The 20,716-nt window shown below is 46.1% G+C and carries 16 protein-coding genes; 1 reads left to right on the top strand and 15 read right to left on the bottom strand.

What is annotated here, in order from left to right; translation table 11 throughout:
* Positions 1-38: 38 nt before the first annotated feature.
* Genes OLMES_RS27695 through OLMES_RS27710 form a run of 4 tightly spaced genes read right to left on the bottom strand, consistent with a single transcriptional unit; the run spans position 39 to position 6,733 of the window.
* Entirely contained in the window at positions 39-1,193 is a 1,155-nt protein-coding gene (locus OLMES_RS27695; RefSeq protein WP_087464241.1) for a Wadjet anti-phage system protein JetD domain-containing protein, read from the bottom strand.
* Positions 1,177-4,482 (bottom strand): ATP-binding protein, encoded by a 3,306-nt coding sequence (locus OLMES_RS27700; RefSeq protein ID WP_087464242.1) that lies wholly within the window; start codon positions 4,480-4,482, stop codon positions 1,177-1,179. Before OLMES_RS27700 ends, OLMES_RS27695 begins: the two co-directional genes overlap by 17 nt.
* Positions 4,479-5,231 (bottom strand): DUF4194 domain-containing protein, encoded by a 753-nt coding sequence (locus OLMES_RS27705; protein ID WP_087464243.1) that lies wholly within the window; start codon positions 5,229-5,231, stop codon positions 4,479-4,481. Before OLMES_RS27705 ends, OLMES_RS27700 begins: the two co-directional genes overlap by 4 nt.
* 2 nt (positions 5,232-5,233) lie before the next feature.
* The gene (locus OLMES_RS27710) at positions 5,234-6,733 is read right to left on the bottom strand and encodes a DUF3375 domain-containing protein (RefSeq protein WP_087464244.1); all 1,500 of its coding nucleotides are present in this window, start codon (positions 6,731-6,733) and stop codon (positions 5,234-5,236) included.
* Positions 6,734-6,867: 134 nt separating this feature from the next.
* Between OLMES_RS27710 and OLMES_RS27715 the strand changes: the two genes are divergently transcribed.
* The gene (locus OLMES_RS27715; RefSeq protein WP_087464245.1) at positions 6,868-7,752 is read left to right on the top strand and encodes a helix-turn-helix transcriptional regulator; all 885 of its coding nucleotides are present in this window, start codon (positions 6,868-6,870) and stop codon (positions 7,750-7,752) included.
* Positions 7,753-7,921: 169 nt separating this feature from the next.
* On the opposite strand, the gene OLMES_RS27720 is transcribed toward OLMES_RS27715, so the two are convergent.
* From OLMES_RS27720 to atpA, 11 genes are all read right to left on the bottom strand, one after another.
* A complete protein-coding gene (locus OLMES_RS27720) occupies positions 7,922-8,671 on the bottom strand; it encodes an IS5 family transposase (RefSeq protein WP_087464246.1) in 750 nt (249 codons plus the stop codon).
* A gap of 242 nt (positions 8,672-8,913) precedes the next feature.
* A complete protein-coding gene (locus OLMES_RS27725; RefSeq protein ID WP_087464247.1) occupies positions 8,914-9,954 on the bottom strand; it encodes a PDDEXK nuclease domain-containing protein in 1,041 nt (346 codons plus the stop codon).
* A 1-nt stretch (position 9,955) separates the two neighbouring features.
* Positions 9,956-11,173, bottom strand: a complete 1,218-nt coding sequence (locus OLMES_RS27730; protein WP_198343162.1) for a type I restriction-modification system subunit M — start codon at positions 11,171-11,173, stop codon at positions 9,956-9,958.
* Between the two features lie 19 nt (positions 11,174-11,192).
* Positions 11,193-12,317 carry a hypothetical protein gene (locus OLMES_RS27735; protein WP_087464248.1) on the bottom strand — a complete coding sequence of 375 codons (1,125 nt, stop codon included), beginning with the start codon at positions 12,315-12,317 and terminating at the stop codon, positions 11,193-11,195.
* Positions 12,317-12,613, bottom strand: coding sequence for a MerR family DNA-binding transcriptional regulator (locus tag OLMES_RS27740; protein WP_087464714.1), 297 nt, complete (start codon positions 12,611-12,613; stop codon positions 12,317-12,319). Before OLMES_RS27740 ends, OLMES_RS27735 begins: the two co-directional genes overlap by 1 nt.
* Positions 12,614-12,822: 209 nt before the next feature.
* Entirely contained in the window at positions 12,823-14,655 is a 1,833-nt protein-coding gene (gene glmS, locus OLMES_RS27745) for a glutamine--fructose-6-phosphate transaminase (isomerizing) (protein WP_087464249.1), read from the bottom strand.
* A gap of 125 nt (positions 14,656-14,780) precedes the next feature.
* A complete protein-coding gene (gene glmU, locus OLMES_RS27750) occupies positions 14,781-16,148 on the bottom strand; it encodes a bifunctional UDP-N-acetylglucosamine diphosphorylase/glucosamine-1-phosphate N-acetyltransferase GlmU (protein WP_087464250.1) in 1,368 nt (455 codons plus the stop codon).
* A 210-nt stretch (positions 16,149-16,358) separates the two neighbouring features.
* Positions 16,359-16,781, bottom strand: coding sequence for a F0F1 ATP synthase subunit epsilon (locus OLMES_RS27755; RefSeq protein ID WP_087464251.1), 423 nt, complete (start codon positions 16,779-16,781; stop codon positions 16,359-16,361).
* A gap of 27 nt (positions 16,782-16,808) precedes the next feature.
* Positions 16,809-18,188, bottom strand: a complete 1,380-nt coding sequence (atpD, locus tag OLMES_RS27760; protein WP_087464252.1) for a F0F1 ATP synthase subunit beta — start codon at positions 18,186-18,188, stop codon at positions 16,809-16,811.
* A 39-nt stretch (positions 18,189-18,227) separates the two neighbouring features.
* Positions 18,228-19,088, bottom strand: coding sequence for a F0F1 ATP synthase subunit gamma (atpG, locus tag OLMES_RS27765; RefSeq protein ID WP_087464253.1), 861 nt, complete (start codon positions 19,086-19,088; stop codon positions 18,228-18,230).
* 66 nt (positions 19,089-19,154) lie between these two features.
* Entirely contained in the window at positions 19,155-20,699 is a 1,545-nt protein-coding gene (gene atpA / locus OLMES_RS27770) for a F0F1 ATP synthase subunit alpha (protein ID WP_087464254.1), read from the bottom strand.
* Positions 20,700-20,716: the final 17 nt, after the last annotated feature.

The raw sequence follows: 20,716 nt of genomic DNA on the forward strand, positions 1-20,716 counted from the left end.
CGAGTGACTCCGCCCTGCGCTCTTTTACCTCACCGAAGCTACGAACTCGTTTTATTTCTCCAACACTTCAGAGCCATCTTAACACCTGCTTCTGGCAAATACTCCTGTTCCAATCGGCCTCTCTCTTGTGTCAATAGATAATCGTAGAAACGAGATTCAGTTTCGGTCAACCCCTCTGGAGTAACCTGTTGAGCTAGAGCAGGTTCATGAACAGCATTATCAGCAGAATAACAATCAAATAGAGATTGATTCATCAACAAGGATTCGACACTTGCCCTATACAGCCTTGCTCGGGCCAACATCAGCAATCCCCAAGTGTCCATATCTCCCCAATAGCCAATGGATTGGTCATCAAAAACTTCAGAACCTAACCACTGTAAATCTAAACCTGCACCAAGAATAGCTATCGTTCCGGCTAACTCAGGTAATAAATGAATGCATTGTTCATTTTCAACCACTAGCACATGGGAACCAGGCAATCGTTTTTGCGATAACTCACTGGTAGGTACTCTCATACGTTGAAATGGCAAAAGGTGTTGATCAAGAGGTGTAAGCATAACCCAGTGGTCATTTTCACTATAAGCATCGAGAAAAGCATGCAACCCCAATTCGCTCGCGAGCCCGTCATAACGTTCGTCTAATAAGCAGATCAGAAGGCTACCATTACGCTCGAAAAATTTTGTGTCGATGCCAAGCCCACCAAGTAATCGTAATGGTCTTCCTCTAGCATCTCCAGGTGATAAAGATTCTGCCAAACGGGCTGTTGTCACAACTTCATCTATATCTTTGCCACGCCAAATCGATCTATTACGAACGATAGGCTCCCGAAATAATTCGTGGACAGAAGAGACAATATGTTCAAGCGCTGAAAATTCATCCTTTACGCTTTTGTCAGCTGTAGCGGCAATCCACTCGGAAGGCGAGCGCAAGATCCATCGAACAGGCATGGAAACAGCTTTTGCGCCAGCCCGGTATTTAATGGGCTCCCAGATGACCTCGCCTATCTCTACTTCTCGCCAATGTCTAATGTGGGATTCTACAGACTTCGTCTGTCCTACGAATTCTGCTCCTGTTGGTTTACCAATTGGAAACTCAAGAGGCCAAGCCTCTGATGATAAAAGACGTTCAACTCGAATAGAAGGTTGGTGCCACTGCTTTGCTAAACGAACAGCAATTTCATTCGGTGATTTCATCCACCACCTCTGTTCGCTGCCGGTGAATCGTGTCTAGCTCCCTCCAGCTTAGGGTTGTCAATGTTGAAAATGTTCCTCTACGGTGAACCACAATAGCAGAACGGGTATGGTTACGAAGCAGGCGCATTTCTTTATTTGGCGTAATGAACAACGCATGTAATCCAAACTCCTTTAGCGCGGCTATAATACGACCAGCCACAGCATGTGAACTGCGTGAGAAAGCCTCGTCCAAAACTATCGTGCCGAACAGAGGTCGACTGCTGCCATCGGGACAAAGTGCATAACTCAGAGAAGCAGTCAGTACATAAGAAGCAATAATTTCCTTTTCGCCCCCACTACCACCCTGAGAGCCTCGACGAGTGTGCAACACGTTACCATTAGAACGATCAATGACGGACACTTTAAATTCAAGCCGGAACCTAGGGTCAAGTAACGCTTTTGCCGCCATCGTTCTACTGCGCTCACAGGCATCACGCAATAAACTGACAATATGCTGTAATGCTTTGAAGTGACTTTCGCCTTCATCTTCGATAAAGCGCGCAGAGTTAAGCGTTTTAACGGCCTTGTTAAAACTGCGCAAACTTTCGTGAATGACTTTTGTAGACACTAGCTGCAAATAATGGCCTTGCTGGAAATCCACCCTGCGAAGAGTCTGATTAACGTCTTCAAGCTTCTCCTCGATTCTCTCAACTTCACTGTTAATCGTCATGAGCAATTGGGTCACGCCTTCATCAGAAGATCGGTTGAGGTATTCCTGAAACCTTCGACGTTTCTCTGGTAATGCTTCTTCCGTGAGTGTCTTCAGTCGATCGAGATATTTTGGGACATCCTCGAGTTCCCGGCCAACCTCCGACAAGGCGCCTCTATCTTCTCGCTGAGCATCTGACATTCGCTTTACTAGGTCTTTACTTAACAAATTTTGTGTACCAACGAGTTTATCTATATTCGACTGCAATTGTTCAAACTGTTGTTTCTCCAGTTCATCCAACTCTTCAATCTGATCTGCAGAAATCTTGGAGAAACTAGCTTCCGCCAAGGTGATATTTTCACCTGTAAGTCCTAGCTCTGATTTTTTAAACGCTTTTTGCTTTTGTCGTTCTGCATTTTGTTGATTTGCTTCTAAAAGCGCGCAAGTTTTTATACAAGTTGTTCGATGCTCATCAAGCGACTTCAGTTGCTGTTCAGCTTCTTTTAACTTCCGCTTTGCTGAAGCAACATCAGAGTCTGGCGCCGTTAATTTTTGAAGCTTATCCCTTAGGCTATTTAATTCTTCCTTCGCTTGCTCGATATTGATTTCATCAAAATTTAGTTGTTGCAAGTTTTCTAACAGTTCTTTTTGCTGGGTATTCACGGCAACTTGCTCTTTTGCTTTTTCCAGCTGGGCGACTAGATCATTCAGACAACTTTTCGCTTCTTTGATCTTCAGCGCCAAATAATGCAATCGATCCCGATTATCAAATCCGGTTAACCAGTCTTCATCAAGGCGTTTTTGATCTTGCTTATCAAAAAAACGCGCCTTACCTGACATCAGTCCTTGCGCGGTCATAGCGTGCTGGGTGTGCCTAAGTTTTTCCGCAGAATCGACACAATGCCGATCAATTCCCGCTAACAATTCTTTAACAGCTTCACGATACGAGTGTGATTTAAACTCCAGCTTGCGGGTAAAACCATCGTCAAAAAATCGGGGCTGTTTATCTACCTGCTTAACTTCCAAAATACGAACATGTAACTGGTTGTGCCGGTGATTAACCCAAGTCAAGGCAAGCTTTGCCTTTTCCGGCGGCACCAATATTCGCAGTCGATGACTACCAATGGCCCTTTCTATAGCACCTCGCCATTCATGCTCGTCTTCTTTAACCTGTACGAGCTCGGCTACAAAAGGAAGAGCGTCTTCATCTATACCCAATTCTTTTGCCAATTCCGTTCGAAAACGCTGATATTTTGCGGGTATATTAGAACTAGGACGTTGCTGAATATCCGCTAGTTCTGTTTCTAGCTCTTGCAGGTTATTCCTCGCTTGTTGCTCGTCACTACCCAGCTGGAAAGCGGTTTTTTGATTCTCGCTTAAGATTTGCTCAACCTCAGCTATACGAGTTTTACAAATCGCTTGATTAGACGCCAGTGCCTCCCTAGAAAGCTCCGCTGATAAATCAAGATTCTTGGCTAAATTCAAATACTGATTGGCAACACCCTCTATACGGGCTTTGGCACTGGCTTTTTCTTCAATAAGCTGTTCAAGTACTTGAATGTTCGAGCCGCCCAGTTGCAGGTATTGCTCCCTAAAGCTATCTCGCTGTTTCTCCTGAAGATCAAAACGTTCTTGGATGTTTAGTTTTTTTGCATTCGCTTGTTCTAACGCTTCCGTCAATCGTAGGTATTCTTCGCGCCATAATTGGTAGGCTTGACGACCAAACCAAACGGGCAGAATGCGTTGTAAGTGCTTCTTTTCTTTTAGCAAATGTTCATTCTTTTGGTACTTTTCCCAATAGAGTTTCACGGGTTCCAATGATTTCTGTTGGCGACGGGCTATCTCCAATTCCTCGTGAATTGAAGTGAGGTCATCAAAACTGTCTGCTACTTCCTTAGCGCGTTCGAATTGTGAGGTGTCGTCTAGCACCAGGTCCCGAAATATTTCATCTATGCTATTAAGCTGCTTGAGTCCTGCTGCTCGATTTAGGAGATTAAACGCATTCTCTCTCACATCAAAATAGTCCCTTATTCGCGAGAGAAAGTTTTTCTTGCTGGGGTAGGTCCAAATTCCAGTATCAGTTTTGTCTAATTGACGTAAAGCACGCATGCCGCCTTCATGCTTCAAAGTTAACCAACGCTCCAGAGTTTGATCTGGAGAAGTAGAAAATAGCCACAATTTCTTCATATCTGCGGCTGAAGAGCTTGTATCGTCAAACCAAAGTAATGCCCCTAATCGAACAATACTTTCACCGTTATCATAGGTAGCGGCTATGCCGGTTAATGTTTTATCGGGTCGAGTAATGTGAGACTGGTCCATCCCACCATCTCCGGGGCCAGAAACACCGCGAACGTAGGATACCAAGTCTCGGTCACTTTCATGACCTCCTGTAGAGGCTAGATTATATCTTGGGCTCGCGGAAAGTAATGTCATCAAGGCGTCAACCAGCGTGGTTTTACCGCTTCCCGTTGGCCCGATAATGGCCGTACCTTCCGGGTCAATCTGAGCGCAGTGATGACCGTTAAAACCACCCCAATTAAAAAACTCTAATTCCTTTAAAACATAGGTTGGATCTAATTGCCACATCGTTTCTTGGCTCATGGTTGCTCCTCCTGATCGTTAGACGATTCTGATTCCGACAGTCTCTGTTTCAGACCATTCAGCAGCCCTTGGAGGTTTTCTGGGTTCGCCAAGTGAGCGATCATCGGCCTGATTGTTATGCGATCATGAGAATCCGGGGCAGAAACCAAACCATGACCTTTTAATTGGTCTAGAAGATTGAGCGCTCGTGTTCTCTCCTTTGCCTCGCTACCTGAATCCCCCAAGTAAACTTGGAGCTGAGGAATCAGTTCATCCACTGCGACAATAGCCTGGGATGCACCACTTCCAGCATCTTGTTCATAAGCAATAAAATACTGTCGAAGTATGGCTATTAGTAATGACTGTTCGAGTGTTAATCGCTGCTTCCGAACCAACGGATGAGACCACTCATCCTGATCTTCCTGAACATCATCTTTTCTAACCCTTAGGTATACCAGCCCACGAATCTCATCAGCAAACGCCGAAAGATCAAGAGGTTCAAGAATTGAATTAATCTCCCTCATGTTTGCTATGGCAACTCGGTACAGGTTAGGTTTCTGGCTTTCTTCCAATAGCCCAAAGCGCAACAATTCTTGGGATGCATCGCGTATTCGCCTTTCAGTGCGGCCTTCAAAATCGCTCTCAATGGGACTACCCTTCGAGCATTCTTTCGATGCCAGTTTAGAGGTGTCCAAATGGGGTTCTGTTCCCTCCACATCCTCGGCTATTTCTTCCGACTGCCCTGTAATTTGGTCAAATATCCCCGGCATCGTTATATCTCCCAATCAATTCCATCTAGATTTTGTGCACTTAGCGCCACAAGTGGCAATTCAAACAGCCAGCGTCGATATTCATCATCCCGCAGTTCAAATGACTGCTTTTCACTATCATGAACATCAATACCCGCTTCTCTGGCCATCCCAAGCCATAACGCAAAAGTTTCCAAGTCATGTGCAGGTGGCAACTTATCAGCCAGCTCTGCAATCGTCATAGGTCTCCCTTCGCTTATCAAAAGCGTCAGTGTTTCCTGGATCGCAGCCTCTCGATCCAGCCCTTCAAACGCTTCCCAAAAGTCGTCACCTATTTCGTTTAAATTCGCCTCTGTTGTCGACAAATCCAGTTCTTCATCACTTTCATTCTCTAGGGATTTAAAACGCAATCGCTCATTCACGGGAATCGTCCCAAGAGCGAAGCCAACAGGAGGCAGCGTCGATTCAGCACGGCGAACTTTTTGTCTTTGCCAATCCAATTCCAGAGCAGCATGCAAAATTTCATTAAGCAAAGCCCCAACGCGATGGTGCTCTGCTGCCAATCCGGTTTTAAGAAAACCTTTTACATCTCGCTCACTACGAGTCCTAGCCTGCAACACAGACTGACTTTCACGTACGAGCTTTAGATGCAACCATTTAAGATCCACGAGCTGAGAATGTTTTAGCGCTTTGGCCGCAGAAGGGTGAGACAGAATGTTGCGCAAACGCAGGCGCATATTGTCTAGCTCAATACTCTGACGCAGTTGCTGCTGAAAGCTATCAAAAACGCGCCCCTCCGGAGTATTGAGCAGTGCTTCCTGCCCATTTAACAATCGGTCAACAATGTCACCTCTATGATAACTTTCTGACATGATTGATTGGCGAAGCTCTCGGTCGGCCTCGCGCCAGGAATCTTCAATTCGGCGAAAGTCAGCTCTTAAACCTGTAGCTAATCCATACACCTCCCGAATACGCTCGACTGCATCCTCTCCTGATAGAACCGAGATATTCCCAGCTTCCGCGTCTTCCAACTCCAACTCTAGTGCTTTAATTTTTCGTCTTAGTGACGCAATCCGACTTTCCTTACTTGGATTGAGCCCCTCCTCCAAGCTTTCAATTTCCCTTTGAACAACTGATAAACGGGATGCGGTCGACGTCATAATGCGGTTATCCAGAGACTCTATAAATTGGATAGCTGTTGATAAAGCATCGGTTGCGTATATTCTTTGCCCGCGCTCTATCACTAAACGGCTCTTAATCCATTTCCTTAACTCACGCCCAGCCAGTAACCGGGTATTATTGGAGTCGATGTCATAATCATCCTGATCGGCATATTCCAACAACATTGCAGAAAGTGCCTGCAAAGCATCTTCCTCGGCAATTCCGTCTTCGGTCATTTCAAATAACGAAGTTAAACAACCGAGCACTAAAGGCGCCCGAGGCGATGCAAGTAACAACCAAGCAGGATGTTGCTTACGAGCTGAAATATATTTTTGTGTACGTTGTTGAGCAGACACGTCCATGACTCACCTATTTGAGAGATAGCTCGATTACCATAAAACCTATAATATGTCGTCATTAGATACATATCTATACTGTCTACATACACACGTACAATTTTCAACCATATGTCGAACCAAGTTGTAAGGTGACAGCCATGACGACAAAGACTCACTTAGACGAAAATATTTGGCCACTGCGTTGGGATTTGCTCATGCGATATCGACTAATAGAAATCGTAGCGCAATGGGAAGGTCGGCTCACCACAAACCACCTATGCAACAGTTTTGGCATCGGGCGACAGCAGGCATCAAAAGATATAAATCAGTATCTCAAGGAGATCGGGCCTGAAAACCTCATCTATGACAAACACTTAAAAGGCTATAAACCAACAGAAAACTTCACTCCCAAACTAACGACAGGCACAGCAGATGAGTATTTGCATGTACTGAGTCGCAACAAAGATATCGCTCATACGTTTTCTGGTTTAGACCTTGGATTGACCAATAGTGAAGTGTTGCAAGTGCCAATCAGAAACATTAAGCCCCATATTATCAGGCCCCTAGTGCAAGCCGCTCGAGAGAAAAAACGTGTAGAGATAGACTACATATCGCTCAATTCACCGATAGAAGAAACTCGCGTCATTGCTCCCCATACATTGGTTTGCACACCACTGCGCTGGCACATCAGAGCTTATTGCGAGAAAAACAGGGGATTTCGGGATTTTGTATTGAGTCGATTTCGTGGACACCCAGAAATACTGACGGAATCAACACTCAGTGTCGAAGATGACGAGCGGTGGAATCGCCAGGTAGAAATTATTATTCAGCCTGACTCAAGGTTATCCGAATCTCAGAAGTCCGTCATTTCTCATGACTACGGCATGGTTGATGGTCAGCTTAAAATAGAAACTCGTGCAGCGCTGATTACCTATACTCTACAAGCGTTAAATTTAGATCCCAAAAAGCTGGAAGCCAAAGCAGAGGCGCAGCAAATAATTATCGCGAATCTTAATGAAATTGAATCTTTTTTATTTTCCTAACAGGGGACGGCTTAGCTTGACTAAACAACTGCATTACCACGCCTCTATTTGAAAATACTAAATTAAGCTACTCAGAAAAGAATTTTTATCAACTGGGAGAAAGAAATCATTGACTGAATAGCCAAGTAAGCAGCCATTACAAGCGAAAAGGCTAGGGCGTGTTGACGTTTCATATAGGTAACCACTGAATTGCACATGCCATCGCCACCACAGATTCAAAATTTCTTTTTAATTTGTCATACCGAGTAGCTACTGCTCGGTAGTGTTTTAATCTTGCGAACTGGTTTTCAATCAAGTGTCTATTTTTGTATAAACCCCAGTCCATATCATCATTACCAACCGTTGAATTACGACGTCTTGGTATCATCGGAATCGAGCCTCTGTCTCTTATTTTCTGTCGTAATGGCTCCTTATCATACCCCTTGTCACCTATGACGTATTCAAAGAGATCAGCCCCTTCCAACACGTCATCTGCTGCGCTGGAATCGTGTGTCTGACCTCCCGTGATTTCAAAGTGTACGGTCAACCCAAAGCCATCAACAACCATATGGATTTTACTGGTATATCCAGCCCTGCTGCGGCCTATAGCTTGATCTCCTGCAGCTGCGGCACCACTGCTATGCTGATGAGCTTTCACATAACTACCATCAATAAAACCCCATTCCAAATCAGGTTCAACCACAAAAAATTCAAACACCTTTGGCCAAATTCCCTTGGCTGACCAGGCGTTAAATTTTTTATAGACGGAATTCCAATGGCCGAAGTAATCAGGCAAATCTCTCCAAGGTAATCCTGTGCACATTCGGTATAACATTCCTTCCACCGTCATGCGCAAGCTTCGCTTGTCATAGACACCAAATTGAAGCAAGATTAACTTTAGCTTCAACCAAAGCTCGTCACTGAGCATTAGTCGGGGCATAGCAAACTCGTTGTATCGTTGTGTGGGAACTACAATATTGCGGGTTTGCTATTTTAAATTAATAACTTATTTCGAAACGTCAACAGCCCCTAGACAAGGTAATGTTATTTGCACGAAGAACTTTAAAACCTTGCCCATCGGAGCTTTCTCTTGATTTGTTGTAAGTTAATCTGCAACCTTTCCTAGAGTTTTCCATTCTACCTGCACACCATAAAGCAGCTTATCCAAATAGTTCAACTGACTCATTCACTGCCTCCCTGTAACTCCTGCTCAATCTGTTCAATACTGGGCAAGTTGGTTTCCAGCGTTTCAGGTAAGGCTTCTTGCAGTTTGTATTCCGCGATGCCCATCGGCTGGCTTTTGTCTCCCAGGGCATATTCTGCCACCACTTTGTCTTTGCTTTTACAAAGGAGTAGACCAATGGTGGCGTTGTCCTCTTCGGCTTTCACCTGTCTATCCACCGCGGTCATATAAAAGCCCAGCTGACCAAGATGTTCTGGTTTGAATTTGTCAGCTTTGAGTTCAATCACCACATAGCAACGCAGCTTAAGGTGATAAAAAAGCAGGTCGATAAAAAACTCTTCCTCACCCACTTTTAGCAATACTTGACGACCGACAAAGGCGAAGCCAGCGCCTAATTCCAGTAGAAACTGAGTCACATGCTTAACTAGTGCTTCCTCTATCGCCCGCTCTTGCGCTTCGTCAGTCAGCCCCAGAAAGTCGAAGCGGTAAGGATCTTTGATCGATTCACGGGCGAGATCGGAATCAGGTTTGGGCAATCGTTGTTCAAAATTAGTGACGGCACTGCCCTGTCTCTCTAGCAGGCGGGTTTCTATCTGCATCACCAGCACGTTGCGGGACCAGTTATGGTCAATCGCCTTTTGCGCATACCAACTGCGTTCATCTGCTGTTTTAAGCTTATCAAGTAGCGCAATCTGATGATACCAGGGCAATTGTGCAAGCACCTCTTGCACAAATTCCAAATTGGGCCAGGCATCGGCAAAAGTTCGCATATATTTCAGGTTTCGCGGTGAAAACCCTTTCATGCTTGGGAATGCAGTGCGCAGGTCGTGAGCCAGCCGATCGATCACTTTCGCCCCCCAACCCTGGGCGGCCTGCCGCTCCAGAATATCGCTCCCGATCTGCCAGTACAGTATGACTAACTCACGGTTAACTGCCTGTGTTGCCCGCTGTTGTGCCTTATGAATTCTGTTTTTTAACTCAGCCAACCAATCGTTATACCCCTCTGGAGATTGGGTCAGCGAGGTAGGTTTATCAGTCATCCTAAGCGCCCTCTATCTCATTCACGATAGCATCAATATCCGTCCGCAGTTGATCGATTTTTTTGACTGTGATTTTTAGCTCAGCATTGAGCTTGGTGATATCGATCATTTCGCGGGTGTCTTTGGCTTCCACATAGCTGCTTACCGACAGGTTGTAATCGTTGGCAGCGATGGTTTCAAGCGGTATTGACTTGGCGAGATGATCGACATTTTCCTTGCTATCAAACACAGCCATAATTTGTTTGATATGCTCATCGGTGAGGATATTATTGTTGGTTTCTTTCTTAAACAGACTGCTGGCATCAATAAACTGGGTATTAGTGTTAATTTTGTTTTTGGCAAGTACCAGAATATTGACAGCGATGGTGGTACCAAAAAACAAATTGGGCGCAAGGGATATGACTGTTTCTACGTAGTTGTTATCTACCAGATATTTGCGAATTTTTTGTTCAGCACCGCCACGATAAAAAATACCTGGAAAGCAAACAATGGCAGCCCTGCCTTTGCTAGAGAGGTAACTCAGTGCATGCAGCACAAAGGCAAAATCAGCCTTGGATTTGGGCGCCAATACGCCAGCAGGGGCAAAGCGCTCGTCGTAAATTAAAGTTGGATCGTCACTACCGATCCACTTCACTGCATAAGGAGGATTAGAAACGATAGCATCAAAGGGCTTGTCATCACCAAAGTACGGGTCTATCAGCGTATTACCCAGCTGTATATTGAACTTGTCGTAGTTGATGTTATGCAAAAACATATTCATACGAGCTAGGTTGTAAGTGGTGTGGTTAATCTCCTGCCCGAAGATTCCGTCTTCAATAATATGCGAGTCAAAATGTTTTTTGGCTTGTAACAGGAGAGAACCAGAGCCGGCTGCTGGGTCATAAATTTTATTAACGCCGGTTTGTTTATGCATAGCCAGCTGAGCAATAAGTTTAGAAACATGTTGCGGGGTGAAAAACTCGCCCCCGGATTTACCGGCATTGGCTGCATAGTTGGAGATCAAAAATTCATAGGCATCGCCGAACAGGTCGATATGAGCAGCATCCCTCTCTGCAAAAAAAGTGTCGCCAAACTCCAGCCCTGCCACGCCTTTCAACACATCAGCTAAACGACTGTTTTTTTCCTTTACTGTATTTCCCAAACGATTACTGGTGGTATCGAAATCTGCAAACAGGCCTTTTATGTCACCGTTTTCATAAACCTGCTTAAACCTACTCATGGTTTAAACGAGCCTATCCCTACAGCGCAGGGTGCGCGGAAAGCAAGGTAGTGCTTTCCTGAATCAAGTCGGGACTCATGCCCGGTCTACCATCAAGGTGAGCCTCAACGGAGTAACTAACCCGATTCACACGACGAAAGTGACGCCAGCCACTCAGAAAATCTAATGATTTTTCGAGTGGTTGGTACCAACGCTGAAGTTTGTTGTAATACTGATAATCCCCGAGCCCCATCCTTACAGGCGGATGCTCGGTCTTAACGGTACCCTTCGCGTTAATACCAATGAGTTGTTTTGGCGGCTTTTCTTTAAAGCCATAATGCCGACGACCAATCACTAACCCTTTGATTGATTTATCGAGTTTTTTAACCTGATTTTGCCAAACGGCTTGGGCAATCATCGCCTTACCATGCTTGAATTGCAGGCGATCAATGTTAATGGTCGTGCCGAACGTGGCGCGTAATTGGTGGGGCACCAGGAGTTTTAGTTGGTAAGCATCTTCTTGCTCACTGGGCGAGAGCTGGGCATTTTGACATCCCCAGGATTCATCATGAGAACCCACTAATAGAAATTCACGGTGTCGCGCTTCGTGCCAGCGACATTGCCAATCCCTGACCTCTTCATTGGATTTTAGTGTTTGTCGCTCTTTCAGCAGCTTTCGACCACCAAAACAAATCGGTGTTTTGTTTTCCTGTTTTTCGGCCACCAAGGCGGACTGCTTTTGCTGCCAACGACGCAGTTTCACTTCCTTCTGTCGTAGCCTGTTGCGAAGTTGTTTCGCCTGTTGCGGGCTGCCTTTCTCTGCAACATGGTCACAGCGCTTCTTTAGCTTATTGAGCGTTTTCTCCAGCTGTTTGATTTTAACTTCCAGCGTCACCAGTCGGTTGTTTCGATTGGTTTGGTAAGACTGGAGTAAACCTTTAATGCTTTGCCGTACGCCTTGAAACACCCGATAGCTGAACGGCATCCCCATTTCATGCATAAACTGGGTACGATTTAATTGCTGGGCTTTAGGCTTTTGTAAGTTAGCAAACCAACGAAACTTCACTTGATTCCACAGCTCGGCATATTGACACAATGCCGCATCCTGCTCATGAATCAAATCAAGCCGGGTTTCAAAGGTGAGTGTTTTCGTTGGCGTATTCACTAGGCGATGGCTCGTTGATTTTTACGACGACGTGAACCATACAATCGCGCAATTTGCGTTTGCAAATCTTTTTTCTGATCATGAGAAGAGACGCGTGCATAACAGATCGTTCTGCGTTGCTCATTAGCAGTCGACTGACCGCAAAAGGCTAAAAGTTTATCAAGCGCGTAACGACGATGGCCACCCGGCGTACGGAAATCTGAGAAAAATCGTGATTCTTTTTCCCAGCAACGAAGGGTGGAAACGGCCACACCCAGCAGAAAAGCGGCAGCGCCTATCGATAGAAATTCAGCCATAATCATCACCTCCATCCATGAGAAAACAATACTGTACAAGCTACTGTATATGAGTAGGTTTAGTCAAGTATTTCGTTAACTGTTAAAGCCCTCAGAATGTCTATGTTCCCTTGGGTAAGTATGGCACTGGACTATCTAGGTTCCAACTTCATTTTACGGGATCCAACTTCATTTTACTTAGACATTTCTAAGAACCATTTTCAGCCACTCTACTCAACCGTTACGGATTTTGCCAGGTTACGCGGTTGGTCAACATCGGTACCTTTGATCAAGGCGACATGATAACTGAGCAGTTGCAGGGGGACGGTATAAAGTATCGGCGCTACGATACTTTCGCAGTGTGGAACATCCAGTACTTTCATGGTTTCGTCGCTTTTGAATTTCGCTTTACGGTCTGCAAAGACGTACATCAAGCCACCTCGTGCGCGAACTTCTTCCACGTTGGAATGCAGTTTTTCCAGCAATTCGTTATTTGGCGCGACAACGATAACCGGCATTTCAGCATCGATCAATGCCAGGGGGCCATGTTTTAGTTCACCGGCAGCATAGGCTTCCGCATGGATATAGGAGATTTCTTTGAGTTTCAAAGCGCCTTCCATCGAGATAGGATACTGATCGCCTCGTCCCAGGAACAAACTGTGTTGCTTGTCGGTGAAATCTTCTGCAACGTCTGCGATGGCATCGTTCATATCCAGCGCTTGTTCAATCTTTGCTGGCAGGGATTGTAGTGCCGAGACAATTTCAGCTTCTTTTTCAGCCGACATGGCATTGTTCCGTCCTAATGCAGCCACCAACAATAACAGACCAGTCAATTGCACCGTAAAAGCTTTGGTTGAGGCCACACCAATTTCCGCACCGGCTTTCATCATGTAGGCGAGATCACTCTCCCGAACCAGAGAGGATCCGGGTACATTACAAATGGTCAGGCTGGCGGTATAACCCGATTCTTTTGCCAATCGCAAAGCTGCGAGGGTATCTGCAGTTTCACCGGATTGGGAGATCGTGACTAACAATGAATTGGGATAAACAACGGAACGTCGGTAACGAAATTCAGAGGCTATTTCAACATTACAGGATACGCCTGCCAACTCTTCAAACCAATATCGCGCTACCATACCGGCATGATAACTGGTACCACAGGCAATAATTTGTACGTGTTTAATATCTTTCAGAATTTCAGCGGCATTTTCACCAAAGGCAGTATCCAGAACCTGGCCATTTGCGACTCTGCCTTCCAAGGTGTTTTTTACAGCGATGGGTTGCTCAAATATCTCCTTGAGCATGTAATGCTTATAAGGCCCTTTATCTCCAGCATCATGGCTAACTTCAGATTCTTTGATCAGCCTGTCTACCGGATTCCCCGCTTTGTCATAGATTTGCACTTCCCGCCGGGTTAACTCGACAACATCACCCTCTTCAAGGAACGAAAACCGACGTGTGACGGGTAACAATGCCATCTGATCAGAAGCCAGGAAGTTTTCACCCAGACCATAGCCAACCACCAAAGGACTTCCAGATCGGGCGGCTACCAATCGTGATGGATCCTGAGTGTCCATGACAACCGTACCATAAGCCCCTTCCAGCTGCGCTACAGAAGCGCGAAAGGCAGCCAGTAAAGAATCGTGTTTCGCCAGCTCGGCATGCACCAAATGCGCAATCACTTCCGTGTCCGTCGCAGACTCAAAGGAATACCCCTCTGCAACCAGCTTTTCACGAAGCTCACTGTGGTTTTCGATAATACCGTTGTGCACAACAATGATACGATCACTTGATGCATGAGGGTGTGCATTAGTTTCATTGGGCTCACCGTGGGTCGCCCACCTCGTGTGAGCAATGCCTGTCCCACCCGGACAGGGGGTTGCCTGGATCGTGTCAGCCAATGTCTGTACTTTGCCCACTCTTCGGACTCGTTTGAAATCGCTGTTTTCGGTTAATACCGCCAAACCGGCAGAATCATAACCGCGATATTCCAGCCGTTTCAGGCCTTCCAACAGGATTTCCGCAACATCACGCTGCGCGACAGCACCCACTATTCCACACATACCCTTATCCCTTCTTCAGACTGTTTGGTGTGATTCTTAAATCGTTTCGCTTGCTTGTTGCAATACCGTTGTCGCAAGTATTCGTGATATTAGACAACGAGCACCACAGACTAAGCAAGGCAGGATTAGTTATCCTGTTTTTTCACAGGCCGTTGCCAGCCATCAATATTTCGTTGTTTGCCACGGGCAATGGCTAACTGTTCAGTTTCTACCGTTTTTGTGATTACGGAGCCAGCACCCAGTGTTGCGTAATCGCCAATAGTAACAGGAGCAACCAGTGAGCTGTTTGAACCGACGAACACGCCATGGCCTATGGTGGTTTTGAATTTATTCACACCATCATAATTACACGTAATTGTGCCCGCGCCGACGTTAACATGCTGCCCCAATACCGCATCGCCAACGTAGCTGAGATGATTAATTTTGCTGCCAGCACCTACGATGGTTTTTTTGGTCTCTACAAAATTGCCGATTTTCGCTTTTTCAGCCATCACAGTACCAGGACGAACCCTCGCAAATGGCCCGATCGTACAGGCATTACCAATCTCAGAGGAATCAATAATCGTATTTGCTTCTATTACAACATCATCGCCAATAGTGGCATCTTTAATCAGGCAATTCGGACCAATCTGAACATGATTGCCAAGTGTTACCTCTCCGATAAACACACAGTTCACGTCAATGAAATTATCAGTACCTGTTTTGACTCTCCCCCTGACATCGACACGAGCCGGATCCGCCAACGTCACGCCATCGGTCATCAACTGATCTGCGATTCTGAGTTGATGCCAGCGTTCGAGTGTCGCCAATTGCAAGCGATTATTCACCCCCTGAACTTCCTGTTCAGAAGACGGTTGGGCAACCATAATTTCCATCGCATCGCCAACGGCCATGGCAATAATATCCGTAAGATAATACTCACCTTGTGCATTACTGTTAGATAAGAGCGGCAACCACTTTTTCAGGTGATGCGCTTTGACCGCCAGAATACCAGTATTGGTTTCCTTTATTTCCAACTGGTCTGGTGTCGCATCTTTTTGTTCGACTATCGCTTTAACAAAACCGGGCTGATCTCGAATTATTCGGCCATATCCAGTTGGGTCATCAAGATTAACGGTCAATAATGCCAAGGTTCCTTCATTTACATGCTGAACCAGATTGGATAACGTCTCGCAGCTCGTCAATGGGACATCACCGTATAGTATCAATACCGTAGAATCATCCGAAACATTGGGCAAGGCCTGTGCAACGGCATGGCCGGTTCCCAATTGCTGCTCCTGGAGCGCCCAGGTCACCTCATCCGTAACAGCATTCTTGACCGCGTCAGCACCGTGGCCGACAACAACATGTATGGCTGAACAATCCAGCGTTTTTACCGTATCGATAACATGTTTAACCATCGGCTTTCCGGCGATGGCATGGAGCACTTTGGGCAACTCGGATTTCATTCTGGAACCCTGGCCTGCAGCCAGAATGATCACTTCTATAGACATGTTCTATTCCCTGATAATAAAAAGCAAAAACCGGATTCAGGTTCACCGATTGAAAAGAAGTTTAGCAAACTAAAAAACGACGAAAACAGCGCGCATAGGGGAAGCTGCAGTGTACGTAGTGTTATAAAGAAGAATTACTACAGATTTTAGACTATCAGAAACAAAAAAGGGCAGCCTAGGCCACCCTTTTAAGTATTTTACAATTGACACTTACTTCAGCTTGTTTCGCAATTGCTGAATTGCTCGCAATTGTGCAACTGCTTCGGCCAGCTGTGTCGCAGCGCGTGAGTAATCGAAATCCCCACTCTGGTTCGCCAACGCTTTTTCGGCTTCTTTCTTCGCCTCTATAGCTGCTGCCTCATCCATATCTGCTGCACGCTGTGCAGTGTCAGAAAGTATCGTTACGATACTTGGCTGAACTTCCAGAAAGCCACCGGATACGTAGTAAACCTCTTCCTCTCCGCCTTGTTTGATAACACGGATAGGACCTGGATTCAATTGAGTCAGCAATGGCGTGTGGCCAGGAGCGATACCCAGATCACCCTCGCTACCCGCAGCAATTACCATTTCAACGAGTCCTGAAAAGATTTCTTCTTCAGCACTTACGATATCGCAATGCACCGTAATACCCATATGCTTTGCCTCTGTTAATTAAGGGTATTATTTCATACCCTTAGCTTTTTCAACAGCCTCATCAATGGAACCAACCATGTAGAAAGCCTGCTCTGGCAAATCATCGTAGTCGCCTGCCAGAATACCTTTGAAGCCAGAAATCGTATCTTTCAAGGATACATACTTACCGGGAGAACCGGTGAAGACTTCCGCAACATGGAAAGGCTGAGACAAGAAACGTTCAATACGACGTGCACGGGATACGATCTGCTTATCGTCTTCTGACAGCTCGTCCATACCCAGAATCGCAATGATGTCTTTCAACTCTTTGTAACGCTGTAGTATGGTTTGAACGCCACGAGCAACTTCATAATGCTCTTGACCGATAATCAGAGGATCCAGCTGACGACTGGTAGAATCCAGTGGATCGATTGCAGGATAAATACCTTTCGCTGCGATATCACGGCTCAATACAACGGTCGCATCCAAGTGCGAGAACGTCGTTGCTGGCGATGGATCGGTCAAGTCATCCGCAGGTACGTATACGGCCTGAACAGATGTGATTGATCCTGTTTTAGTTGAAGTGATACGCTCTTGCAGAACGCCCATCTCTTCAGCCAGCGTAGGCTGATAACCTACCGCAGAAGGCATACGACCCAACAGTGCGGATACTTCAGTTCCTGCAAGGGTGTAACGGTAGATGTTGTCTACGAACAACAGTACGTCACGACCTTCGTCACGGAATTTTTCCGCCATGGTCAAACCGGTCAAAGCAACACGCAAACGGTTTCCTGGGGGCTCATTCATCTGCCCGTAAACCATCGCTACTTTATCCAGTACGTTGGATTCTTTCATTTCGTAGTAGAAGTCGTTCCCCTCACGAGTACGCTCCCCTACACCTGCGAATACAGACAGACCGGAGTGCTCTTTTGCGATGTTGTTAATCAGTTCCATCATGTTTACGGTTTTACCTACACCCGCACCACCGAACAGACCAACTTTACCACCTTTCGCAAAAGGACAAACCAGATCGATTACTTTAATACCGGTTTCCAACAACTCGGCGGATGCTGCCTGATCGGCGTATCCTGGAGCTGTACGGTGAATAGGAGAACGCTCCTGTTCACCGATTGGGCCAGCTTCATCAATTGGATTACCCAGAACATCCATGATGCGACCCAGGGTTTCAGTTCCTACAGGTACTGAAATAGGTGCATTGGTGTTGCTGACATCCAAACCACGACGCAAGCCTTCTGTACTTCCCATAGCGATGGTACGAACAATACCATCACCTAATTGCTGTTGCACTTCCAAAGTGGTCTGACCACCATCCACTTTGAGCGCATCATAAACCTTGGGTACGTCTTCGCGTGGAAACTCCACGTCGATGACCGCACCGATGATCTGTACGATACGTCCGCTACTCATGCTCGGTTCCTCGTCAATACTGAAAATTCGTTCTTTATGTTAAACAGCTGCCGCGCCACCCACGATCTCGGAAATCTCCTGCGTAATCGCAGCCTGACGAGCCTTGTTGTAGACCAACTGCAACTCATCAATCATTCCACCGGCATTATCGGTTGCGCTCTTCATCGCAATCATCCGGGCGGCTTGTTCACAGGCATTGTTTTCAACAACACCCTGGTACACCTGAGACTCAATAAAGCGAGTTAACAAACCGTCCAAAATAGGTTTTGCATCCGGCTCGTATATATAGTCCCAATGGTGCTGCATTTCTTTATCGTCAGCTGCCAACAATGGCAGAAGCTGGATAACTTCAGGCTTTTGAGTCATTGTGTTGACAAACCGGTTGTGAACCACATACAAACGGTCGATTGTGCCTTGCTCATACGCATCCAACATCACTTTTACGGAGCCGATCAACTTCGCAGCGGAAGGATCATCACCCAAGTGAGTCAATGCAGCTAGAACATTACCTCCAAAACTTCGGAAGAAGCTCAAAGCTTTTTGACCAATTGCACAGATATCGATCTCAACACCCTGATCGTGCCATTGCTTCATTTCGGTTGTAACCTGCTTGAACAGGTTAGTATTCAAACCTCCACAAAGCCCACGATCAGTTGAAACGACAATGTAGCCAACCCGTTTTACTTCACGCTCCTGCATATACAAGTGACGGTATTCCGGATTCGCATTTGCGATATGGCTGACCACAGCTCGAATTTTCTGAGCGTAAGGTTTGCCGGCACTCATGCGATCCTGAGCTTTACGCATCTTACTCGCCGCAACCATTTGCATGGCACTGGTGATTTTCTGCGTGCTCTTGATACTTGATATCTTCGTGCGTATTTCTTTTCCGACGGCCATAGTTTCACTGCCTTTAAAAGCGCTAAACTTGGTGTGGTCAAGGGTTACTGACGTAACCCTTAGGCATTACCAGGTTTGAGTTGCCTTGAATTTTTCCAGAGCGGCTTTGATGTCGGCAGCAATTTCATCATTGTAATTGCCGTTGTCGCCAATCTTAGCCAGCAAATCCTGTTGTTCTGAGTTCATGTAAGAAATCAGAGATGCTTCAAAATCAACAACTTTCTTAACTTCGATATCATCCAGGAACCCTTCGTTTGCTGCGTACAGGATAACACCCATTACCGCAACACTCAGTGGGCTGAATTGCTTCTGTTTCATCAATTCGGTAACGCGCTGACCGTGCTCCAATTGCTTACGGGTTGCATCATCAAGATCCGATGCAAACTGAGCAAAAGCTGCCAACTCTCGGTACTGAGCCAGTGCCAGACGAATACCACCACCCAATTTCTTCATGATCTTGGTTTGTGCAGCACCACCAACACGGGATACAGAGATACCGGCGTTCATCGCAGGACGGATACCGGAGTTAAACAGGTCGGTCTCAACGAAAATCTGACCATCAGTGATGGAGATTACGTTGGTCGGTACGAATGCAGATACGTCACCCGCTTGGGTTTCGATAATCGGCAGAGCAGTCAAAGAACCGGTTTGACCTTTCACTTCGCCATTTGTGTATTGCTCTACGTACTCAGCATTTACACGAGCTGCACGTTCCAGCAGACGGGAGTGTAAGTAGAAAACGTCCCCTGGGTATGCTTCACGTCCTGGTGGACGACGCAACAACAGGGAGATTTGACGATAGGCCCAAGCTTGCTTGGTCAAATCATCATATACGATCAATGCATCTTGCCCACGATCACGGAAGTATTCACCCATAGTACAACCTGCATAAGGCGCCAGGAACTGCGTAGACGCAGGATCTGCTGCACCCGCTGCAACCACGATAGTGTGGTCCATTGCACCGTGCTCTTCCAGTTTACGTACGACCGCTGCGATCGAAGATTGCTTCTGACCGATTGCAACGTAGATACATTTAATACCCGTATTTTTCTGGTTAATGATGGTATCGATTGCAACCGCAGTTTTACCAATCTGACGGTCACCAATGATCAACTCACGCTGACCACGACCGATTGGAACCATGGTATCGATTGCTTTCAAACCAGTTTGTACTGGCTCATCAACAGACTGACGTGCAATTACCCCTGGTGCCACTTTCTCGATTGGAGACGTTTCAGTGGTTTCCAGTGGTCCCTTGCCATCAATTGGGTTACCCAGAGAATCAACAACACGACCCAAAAGCTGTTCACCAACCGGTACCTCAAGGATACGACCGGTACATTTTGCTTTTTGGCCCTCTGCCAGTCCCTGGTAGTCACCAAGAACAACCGCACCTACTGAATCACGCTCAAGGTTAAGCGCCAAACCATAAGTACCGTTATCAAATTCAATCATTTCACCGTACATCACGTCAGCCAGACCGTGGATCAAAACGATACCATCGGATACGCTAACGATTGTGCCCTCGGTGCGGGCTTCAGAAGTCACATCCAGCTTTTCAATGCGCTTCTTTATAATTTCGCTGATCTCTGAAGGATTCAGTTGCTGCATGCCTATGTCCTCAAACC

The organism is Oleiphilus messinensis, from assembly GCF_002162375.1.
Lineage (GTDB): Bacteria > Pseudomonadota > Gammaproteobacteria > Pseudomonadales > Oleiphilaceae > Oleiphilus > Oleiphilus messinensis.